This window comes from Ignavibacteria bacterium, from assembly GCA_016873775.1.
GTDB lineage: Bacteria > Bacteroidota > Ignavibacteria > UBA10030 > F1-140-MAGs086 > JAGXRH01.
In genome coordinates, this window is record VGWC01000091.1 from 1 (window position 1) to 8,047 (window position 8,047).

Genomic DNA, 8,047 nt, shown 5'->3' on the forward strand with positions numbered 1-8,047 from the left:
CGCAAGTTGTGTATGCGGACCAGCGGCGGGACCAATGGGATTCGATGCGATGTTTCCGCAAAACGAAACGGACAAATCGAGTTCGGGATTCGCGCGATAAAATTTTCTCGACGGTAAATCGAAAATAGAATCGTTGCGTTCGTATTCGTAGTAAATACGTTTCAGAAGTTTTTCAAAGGGAATGGGAATTAACTCAGCCATTGTGTTTTTTATTTACCGCGAATATTCGCGGATGTATTCGTGTCATTCGCGGTTAATTTTTTTCCAAAGTTTCTTTGCAACCTTCGCCGCCTTTGCTGAAATCGCTTCAACATCAACGCCGACAAGTTCGCGATTCCACAAAATAAATTTTCCGTTGCACATTACCGACTCAACGTTTGATGAATTCATTCCAAATAAAAAATGATACGGAAGATTTTCTTTTGTCAGTGGCGTTGGCGAATCGTAATTCAACACAACAAAATCTGCAACAGAATTATTTTCAAACGTTCCGAATTGCTCATCAAAAATTTCTGAAACAAGTTTATTTCCATTTGCAAGTAATTCAGAAGTCAATGGGATTTGAGATGTGAGATGTGAGATGTGTGCAAAATCTTTCCCCGGTCTCCTTGCTCTATGCTCTATGCTCTCCGCTCCACGCTCCTTGCTTCTAAAAAATCCCGTCCGCGCTTCTTCAAACATATCGGCGGGAAAACCATCCGTTCCAAGTGCGGCTCGATTTCCAAATAAATGGAGCGGTGCTTGTCCAACATTGTTATTCATATTCGAACGCGGATTGTGAACGAGCCACGAATTTGTTTTGTGTATTGCAGAAAAATTACTTTGCGACAAGTGAATGCAATGCGCAAGAATGCTTTCCTTTTTCAAAATGTTGAACCGCGATAATCGCTCGCTCACATTGCATTGGTAATTTTCTTCGCAATCCAACACATCGCATTTATCTTCCGCAACGTGAATGTGAACGCCGGTGTTGTTGCGCGTTGCCATTTCTCCAAGCAAACGAAGTGATTCATTGCTTAGTGTAAATGATGCGTGCGCTCCAACAAGTCCGCGAAATTGTGTGTTGGTTTTGTTTGCAAGAAGAAATCGCTCATTCTCTTTCAATCCTTCATCGCGTTTTTTCTTTCCGCCGCGGTCGCTCACTTCGTAGCACAACACGCCGCGCAAACCGATTTCTTCCATTGCTTCTTTGATAATATCGAGCGAGTGTGCAATTGCGTTCGGCGAAGCGTGATGGTCAATGAGTGTTGTTGTTCCGTATTTCGCGGCATCAATTGCGCCGATAATTGCGCTGTAATAAATGGATTCATCATCGAGCGCTTCGTCGAGTTTCCACCAAATGTATTTTAAAATTTCAAAAAAATTTTGCGGCGATTGTTTCGGCGCATTCATTCCGCGGGCAAGCGATGAATACAAATGCGTATGTGCATTCACAAATCCGGGCAAAAGAAATTTTCCATTCAAATCAACTACTTCTTCGTTGCGTTGTGGAAGAATTTTCTTTGCGCGAGAAATAATTTTTCCATTCTCAATTCTCACATCAATTTTTTCAATTGATGGAGGGGAGAAGGTTAAGCACGTTGCGTTTTTGAGAAGCATCGGTTTTTAGTTTTTACCACAAAGACACGAAGGCACAAAGAATTTAATTATCAAACAATTTACAATTCATTATCCCGAAGGGATAAAACATCAATAACTCCGAATGAAATTCGGAGAAAACAACAGGCAAAAAATTTACAACCACGAAGTGGTTGAACAAATCTACAAAAAATATTTTTCATCAAATTCAATTCCGTGTTCGTTCAGTAACGAGATATACTCTTCTTTAAAAGTTTTCTTCCGATGATGTTCTTCTTGACTCTTCACATACTGAATCAATTTCTCTTTTTCTTGTATTGAATACGTAAACGCTCCATAGCCATCTTGCCATCCGTTGAATTTAGGAAAGAGATTTTCTGTTTTGATGAATTGCGAAGATGCAAGTTTTATATCTTTTACAAGTAACGCAAGTGCAATACTCGGATGAAGATGTGTAACGATATGAATATGTTCGCTCACTCCATCAATTTGATATAAATGACAATTTTTGTTTTTCAAAATTCCACAAATGTATTTGTATAACTCATTACGATTTTCCTTATCAAGTGTTTGTTCTCTGTTCTTTGTGCCGAAAACAATTTGATACAGAATTTGTGTGTATGTGCTCATTGTTTGTTTAACCCCTTCGGGGTTTAGTATGCTTCTGTGTTTCTTTTTCTCCGAATTTCATTCAGAGTTATTAATATTAATGCCCTTCGGGCATTCAATAAAATTTGTAATCTGTTTTTTGTCATTTGGAATTTACTGATAAAATTTTCTCCACCGCATCAATACCCGGTTCAACTTCCAATGCTTTTCCCACAGCACTTTGCGCGGAACGAATATCTTTCAATCCGTTGCCTGTAATTACGCACACTGCACTTTCGTTTTTTTTCACAATTCCTTTCGCTATTGCTTTTTTCAATCCCGCAACACACGCAATTCCCGCTGGCTCGCCAAACACGCCGGTAAGTTTTCCCGTGAGCCGCATTGCTTCGAGAATTTCTTCATCTTCCACCGCGAGCATTTCTCCGTGCGAAAGTTTTATTTGCTGAATTGCGCGCCGCCAATTTCGGGGAACGCCAACATCAATGCTATCGGCGAGCGTTTTTGTTTGCGCGGGAATTAAATCTTTTCCCGAATAAAACGCATCAACAATCGGTCGCGCGCCTTCTGCCTGAACGCCGAGCAAACGCGGAACTCGTTCGATAAATCCAAGTCGTTTCATTTCTTGCAAACCTTTTCCGATACCGCCAATTGTGCATCCATCTCCAACGGAAACGACAACCCAATCAGGAATATTTTTTCCAAATTGTTCCGCAATTTCAAGCCCCGCAGTTTTTTTTCCTTCAACGAGAAACGGATTTGTTCCACTGTTGCGATTATACCAACCGAATTTTTCACAAGACGCGCGGCACAATTCAAACGCATCGTCATACGTTCCTTGCACTTTGAAAACCGTTGCGCCGAAAATAAGAAGTTGCGTTACTTTCGGTTCGGGCGCATGCTTCGGAACAAAAATAAAACTTTGCAAACCCACTGCGGCAGCAAGTCCCGCAAGTGATGATGCCGCATTTCCCGTTGATGCGCAAGCGATTTTATTGAAACCAAATTCCATCGCTTTCAACACACCAACCGAACTGGCTCTGTCTTTAAACGAACTTGATGCGTTTCTTCCATCGTCTTTCAAAAATAATTTTTGAATACCAATTTCTTTTGCAAGTCGCGGAACATCATAAATCGGTGTCCAGCCAATGTGAAGTTCAGGAAGAGAAATATTTTCTGCAATCGGAAGAAGTTCGCGGTAACGCCAATGATTGAATGGTCTTAGGTTTAAGGTGTTAGGTGTTAGATGTTTGGAAATTTTATCGTAATCGTAATGAACATCAAGAATTCCTTGCGCGCCGCACGAATGACACGTAAAAATATTTCCGTGTTTACATAGTGAATTACAAATTAAGCAGTGTAGTTCAGTAATAAATAGTGATGGTGCGAAGTGCATGTTTTTTTTGGTTTCAGAGTGTATCAGAATTTCGGAGAGGAAAGATGTAGTTAACGAAATCTCAAATTATCGTTTAAATGAAATTTGTTCTTGGGATATTCACCTATTTCTGTTCAATTTAAAGTTTTTTCCCAATCTACTTTATCGCTCCCAACTTCCGCAAGTACGCTCCCGTTTCCAATCCTTTGCCCGTAGCGTTGCGAATTTTTTCGTTCCACTCGAGTATTTCTCCTTGTGTATAAAAACTTTCGATGAGCCACGAAGATATGTTGGGATTTGTTGTATAATTGTTTCCAAATTTATTTTCCATCGCTTCGTGAATTTGCGTTGCTATCATTCCAGATAGAATGTAGTTTTGATAATAACACGGATAACTTGTGTACCAAATGGAAGCGGCAAATGTCGAAGGAAACTGTTTCACGTTTGTTTCCGTTGCGAGCGAATCCAAATCAACAAGCAAATATTTTTTGAACATCGCCCGTTCAACAGAATCAATGTTTTGTTCGGGATGATTATACATTGCATACTCAATAAATAAATTTTTCATAAGAGAACGCAAACGATACAACGCCGGCAAATAGCGACCAGCACCATAATTCTGAATTTCAGAATCTTTGGCTTTGGTGTAAATTTCCAACCATGATTGAATGTCGGTAAATTCTCCGTGAACATCAGCCATTCCTTCGGCGAACGCCGCACATTGCGCTCCGGGAATCCATTCGTATCCTTTGAGAATCGGAACGGAATCGCTTGTGTACACTGCGTGCAACGAATGTCCGTATTCGTGAAATGCCGTTTGATAAAAACTTTTCCCCGTTGTTGGATTAACGAGGAACCGCGAATCTTTCGGAATGTTCAATGCAAGCGATAATCCTCCGTATGGAATATCTTTCACCACTTCTTTTATCGGCAGCGAATCCGTAGGAAAGCCAAGCGATTGTTCAAATCGGTGAAGCGTTTCAAACACGGAATCTTTCGGAAAGTATTTGTCGGAAAGGGAAACCGCATCGCGCAACGCAAAATCAAAATCCCACGGTCCAACATCTTTATTGGCATTTTGAAGGATATTTTTCTTTGTCATTCTTACAAATTTCTGAAACATCTCATTCGTTTGTTCCGTAAGTTCGTTCAATGTTTGCAGCAGCCACGCTTCGTCAATGGCGTTCAGATACAGCGAGAGCGAATAATAATTCGTGAAGCCGAATTGTTGTGCTTTTTCGTTACGAAGTTTTACAAGCGTACGCAAATCGTTTTTTATTTTTTCTGAAAGTTGGCTTGATACCATCCATAATTGCATCCGCCGTTTCGGATTTTTTTCCACTTTCAAATGTGTTTGCATTTGCGCACGCGTGATGGGTTTTCCGTCGAATGTAAAATGAAAATCCGTAATTGTTTTTTGCAGTAAATTTTCCAGCGCCGCAATCGAAGAATCCGAATAAATTGCTCCTCCGATAAAACAGCGATTCCACATTTCCATTCTTCGCGCGAGCGTCGCATCAACATTCGGTGTAATTTTCGGTTTCCATTCCGAAATTATTTTCCGCGAATCTTCGTTTAAAAAAATTTGGGCAAATTTCTTTTTTGCTTCGTCTAAATTTGCCGCGCCTTCTTTCGAATAATTATTCCAGTTTGCCGTTCCCATTGCAAAACACGCTTGCTCATATTCTCTTTCGAGCGAGTCGAGCCATTGCACTAAATCATCTTTACGGGAAATCTGTTTGCCAACAGGCAATATTTGCAATGGAGTTTTTTGTTGAAGAGAGTCTTGCATCGTGGTGTTGGATTGTTCTTGTTTTATGCTGCATGAGAAAAAAACAAAAAGAAGAAACGGTACCGAGAGAACGTAAAGGAAATGTTTCATAAACAATTTTTTTCGGGCAAAAATCTACGAAAAGGAAAATGATTTCATTGAGTTCATTTCACCGTTGTTGAATTAAAAAATTTTGATAGAGTTTTGTTACGAAGATGCTTCCTCTATTCAGGGATTTCTTCATACGGCTTGTAAAACGCAAATACATTTTCTACACTTAACGAATTTTTTTTGAGCCGCGAAAGTAAAAATGAAAAAAATACCGTTGCGTTTTTTTATATCGAAAAAATTTTCCATAAGATGAAAATGGAGAGGTGGAATCGAAGGCACGGAAAACATTGACAAGAAATTTTTTGATGTAGTGCTGGCAAAAAATGTGATGCAAATTTTTTCTCCTGAACACGTAAAAGATTTCCTTTGACAACAGTTTGAGAATGAAGAACAATGTACTTCCGTTGATTATCAAATCGAACTTGGAAAAGCGTTCGGTGCCAAGTATGTTATTTCCGGCAACGTGCATCGTTTAGGCGCGAATTGGCTTATCAGAGTTTTTCGCTTGAATGTTGAAACGGAATCGAACGAAAAAGATGTTCCCAAAAAATTTAGCGGCGATTTCGGTGCGTATAATCTTCAAAACGTTATGGATGAACTTGCGTCTGAGGTCACAAATATGCAAGAAAGGAACAGCAGAAGATGAAAACGCCGTATTCCTTTGCCATCACGAAGTTGTACACTATCTTTTGCGGAAAATCTGGAAACGGATTGTTTAAAACTCTCTCAAAATATTTTACGAACAAAACTTCTATCCTATGACGTCTGAAAAGAAAAATTTGTTTTATCGCCTCCTCGATTCCGTTGAATATGTAGGGAATAAACTTCCTCACCCTGCAACCTTATTTGCTTTGCTTGCTCTTGTTGTCATTCTTTCGGGATTATTGGAAATTCTCCAACTTACAGCAAAACATCACGGCACCGGCGAAGAAATCCGCACAGTTTGTTTACTCAGTGGAGATGGGCTTCGGCGGGTAGTTTCGACTATTGCAACAGGAGTAGTTTCTTCACTCGTTATCGCCGCGTTCGTAAGGAAAAAATAATTGCTCTCGTCAAGACGCGAAGTCGCAAAAAATATTTCTTCGAACTTTGCGTGAAACCAAAAACACTATGCGTCCATCATATTACGTTATCATCATCGCACTCATTATTGCTTTTCAAAAGCAGAAGGAATATCCTTCTGTGTCAGCCGGAAGCCGTTTTCCAAATTTGCTTGTGGAAAACGGACATCTTGCAATGGTGTGGTTTGAAGTTACCGACACGAGCAAGCGATTACTTTTTTCTGAAATGAAGTACGGCGAATGGACAACGCCGACAACGATAACATTGAATAAAAACTTTTTTATTAACTGGGCAGATTTTCCTTCGCTCTATTCGCTCGGCGGTGATACGCTTGCAGTTCACTATCTTGAAAAAGGCGGAAGCGGAACATACGATTACAACGTGAAAGTTCGCTTTTCCTACAATCACGGAAAAACGTGGACGAGCGGAGAAATTGTTCACAACGATTCGAGTCACGGCGAACACGGATTTGTTTCGTTCTTTCGGATGAATAATAACACGCACGGAATTGTGTGGCTCGATGGAAGATTTATGCCGAGCGAAGATGAAGAAAATTCACACGATGGGCACGGCGGCGATATGAGTTTGTATGCAACGACATTTTCGTCGCAACAACTTTCCCGCATTGAAACCGTTCTCGATAATCGTGTGTGCGAATGTTGTCCGACTTCTGCATTGCAAACGGAAACTGGAATCATTGTTGCGTATCGAAATCGTGATGAAACGGAAATACGCAACATCAATATCATTCGTTTTGAAAACGGGAACTGGGGTGAACCGATAACTGTTCACGATGATAACTGGCAAATTCCCGGTTGTCCTGTAAACGGTCCCGTGCTTGTTGGTAAAGGAAAAAGCGTTGCGTGTGTATGGTACACTGCGCCGGATAATTCTCCCGAAGTAAAAATTGCATTTTCCAATGATGAAGGAAAAACATTTGCAAAACCGATTTCTGTTTCCAAAAAACTTCCGCTCGGTCGTGTGGATGCGCTGTGGTTGAATGATGGAAGTGTGCTCGTGAGTTGGATTGAACAGGTAGAACAAATGGGTGAGTTGTGTGTTGTGCGTGTCAATAAAAATGGAAAAATTTCTCCGCACAAAATTATTGCAGAAATTGATGTTGCACGTGGAAGCGGTTATCCGAAAATGGAATTATTCGGCGAGAAAATATTTTTCGCATTGACAAAAACCGGAGAGGAAACGAAGATTGAGACGAAGTGGATGAATGTTGAGGAACTCGAATAAATTCTCACGCAAAGCCGCTAAGATGCAAAAAAATTTCTTTGCATCTTAGCGGCTTTGCGTGAAAACAAAAAAAACAACAAGTGGAAGAAATAAAAAAAGAGCATACGCAATGGTTCGTATGCTCTTTTTGAATGGGATTTCCTCGCGGATAACCCCGATTATTTTAGGAGCAAAAGTTTTTTGGTTTCACTGTAAGACAAAATTCCATTTTGCGAAATATCTATACGATAGAAATACACACCGCTTGGTAACTTGCTCGCATCAAATTGCGTTTCGTGTTCGCCGATTTCCATTTCTTC

7 protein-coding genes are annotated in these 8,047 nt (G+C 40.3%); 2 read left to right on the forward strand and 5 right to left on the reverse strand.

Annotation, left to right across the window (positions count from 1 at the left end):
- The 5 genes from FJ218_10220 to FJ218_10240 form a co-directional block, all read right to left on the reverse strand.
- On the reverse strand, positions 1-201 hold a 201-nt coding region (locus FJ218_10220), incomplete at its 3' end, for a hypothetical protein (GenBank protein MBM4167275.1).
- Positions 202-243: 42 nt separating this feature from the next.
- Positions 244-1,599 (reverse strand): putative aminohydrolase SsnA, encoded by a 1,356-nt coding sequence (ssnA, locus tag FJ218_10225; GenBank protein MBM4167276.1) that lies wholly within the window; start codon positions 1,597-1,599, stop codon positions 244-246.
- Between the two features lie 162 nt (positions 1,600-1,761).
- Positions 1,762-2,208, reverse strand: a complete 447-nt coding sequence (gene tnpA / locus FJ218_10230; GenBank protein MBM4167277.1) for an IS200/IS605 family transposase — start codon at positions 2,206-2,208, stop codon at positions 1,762-1,764.
- A 121-nt stretch (positions 2,209-2,329) separates the two neighbouring features.
- The gene (gene thrC, locus FJ218_10235) at positions 2,330-3,580 is read right to left on the reverse strand and encodes a threonine synthase (GenBank protein ID MBM4167278.1); all 1,251 of its coding nucleotides are present in this window, start codon (positions 3,578-3,580) and stop codon (positions 2,330-2,332) included.
- A gap of 136 nt (positions 3,581-3,716) precedes the next feature.
- Positions 3,717-5,441, reverse strand: coding sequence for a hypothetical protein (locus FJ218_10240; GenBank protein MBM4167279.1), 1,725 nt, complete (start codon positions 5,439-5,441; stop codon positions 3,717-3,719).
- A gap of 758 nt (positions 5,442-6,199) precedes the next feature.
- Between FJ218_10240 and FJ218_10245 the strand changes: the two genes are divergently transcribed.
- A complete protein-coding gene (locus tag FJ218_10245; GenBank protein ID MBM4167280.1) occupies positions 6,200-6,484 on the forward strand; it encodes a hypothetical protein in 285 nt (94 codons plus the stop codon).
- 67 nt (positions 6,485-6,551) lie between these two features.
- Entirely contained in the window at positions 6,552-7,748 is a 1,197-nt protein-coding gene (locus FJ218_10250) for an exo-alpha-sialidase (protein ID MBM4167281.1), read from the forward strand.
- The last annotated feature ends 299 nt before the right edge of the window (positions 7,749-8,047 follow it).

What these genes read in the sequence shown, in the direction of transcription:
- FJ218_10250 (MBM4167281.1), top strand. Translation starts at nt 6,552, where the DNA reads ATGCGTCCATCATATTACGTTATCATCATCGCACTCATTATTGCTTTT.
- tnpA (MBM4167277.1), bottom strand. Translation starts at nt 2,208, where the DNA reads ATGAGCACATACACACAAATTCTGTATCAAATTGTTTTCGGCACAAAG.
- thrC (MBM4167278.1), bottom strand. Translation starts at nt 3,580, where the DNA reads ATGCACTTCGCACCATCACTATTTATTACTGAACTACACTGCTTAATT.
- FJ218_10240 (MBM4167279.1), bottom strand. Translation starts at nt 5,441, where the DNA reads ATGAAACATTTCCTTTACGTTCTCTCGGTACCGTTTCTTCTTTTTGTT.
- FJ218_10245 (MBM4167280.1), top strand. Translation starts at nt 6,200, where the DNA reads ATGACGTCTGAAAAGAAAAATTTGTTTTATCGCCTCCTCGATTCCGTT.
- ssnA (MBM4167276.1), bottom strand. Translation starts at nt 1,599, where the DNA reads ATGCTTCTCAAAAACGCAACGTGCTTAACCTTCTCCCCTCCATCAATT.